Annotated in this window: 1 protein-coding gene and 1 pseudogene; both read left to right on the top strand. The window is 52.9% G+C overall.

What is annotated here, in order from left to right; all coding sequences use genetic code 11:
* Positions 1 to 134 precede the first annotated feature (134 nt).
* A complete protein-coding gene (thiS, locus tag A6M21_RS06650; protein ID WP_345788088.1) occupies positions 135 to 395 on the top strand; it encodes a sulfur carrier protein ThiS in 261 nt (86 codons plus the stop codon).
* A 4-nt stretch (positions 396 to 399) separates the two neighbouring features.
* Positions 400 to 503: pseudogene (locus A6M21_RS19090) on the top strand (thiazole synthase); the annotation flags it as partial.

Consider the following 503-nt stretch of genomic DNA (forward strand, 5'->3'; position numbering starts at 1 on the left):
GGGCTGCAAGCACCTGACCCCTGAACCTGATCGGGATAATGCCCGCGGAGGGAAGGGATTCGTACACATGTACGCACCTGGCCTGCCGGGTGCGTTTTAACTTTTGGCGAAGAAAGAGCTGACTTGCATGGCCCGTGTTTTCCGTAGAAATTGCAACGTTTTGCTTATTACGCAGAAAAAGGAGGCGGATTTTTCTGATTGTCCACTTAAACGGTAAACCTGCAGAACTGCCTGCGGGCTTGACCATCGCCGGACTGGTTGAGAAAAAGGGTCTGAATCCGGACACCGTGATCATTGAATACAATTATCAACTGGTCGGAAAAGAAGCCTGGCCCGGTATCACTTTGAAAGAAAACGACAGACTGGAAGTTTTGAGATTTGTGGGAGGAGGTTAGCCAGATGGCTGATGCATTGATGATCGGCGGCCGGGAGCTGTCCAGCCGCCTGTTCCTGGGTACGGGAAAATTTGCGTCCAACCGGCTCATCCCGGAGGTGGTGGCGGC

It is taken from the genome of Desulfotomaculum copahuensis, assembly GCF_001655685.1.
GTDB lineage: Bacteria > Bacillota > Desulfotomaculia > Desulfotomaculales > Desulfovirgulaceae > Desulfotomaculum_G > Desulfotomaculum_G copahuensis.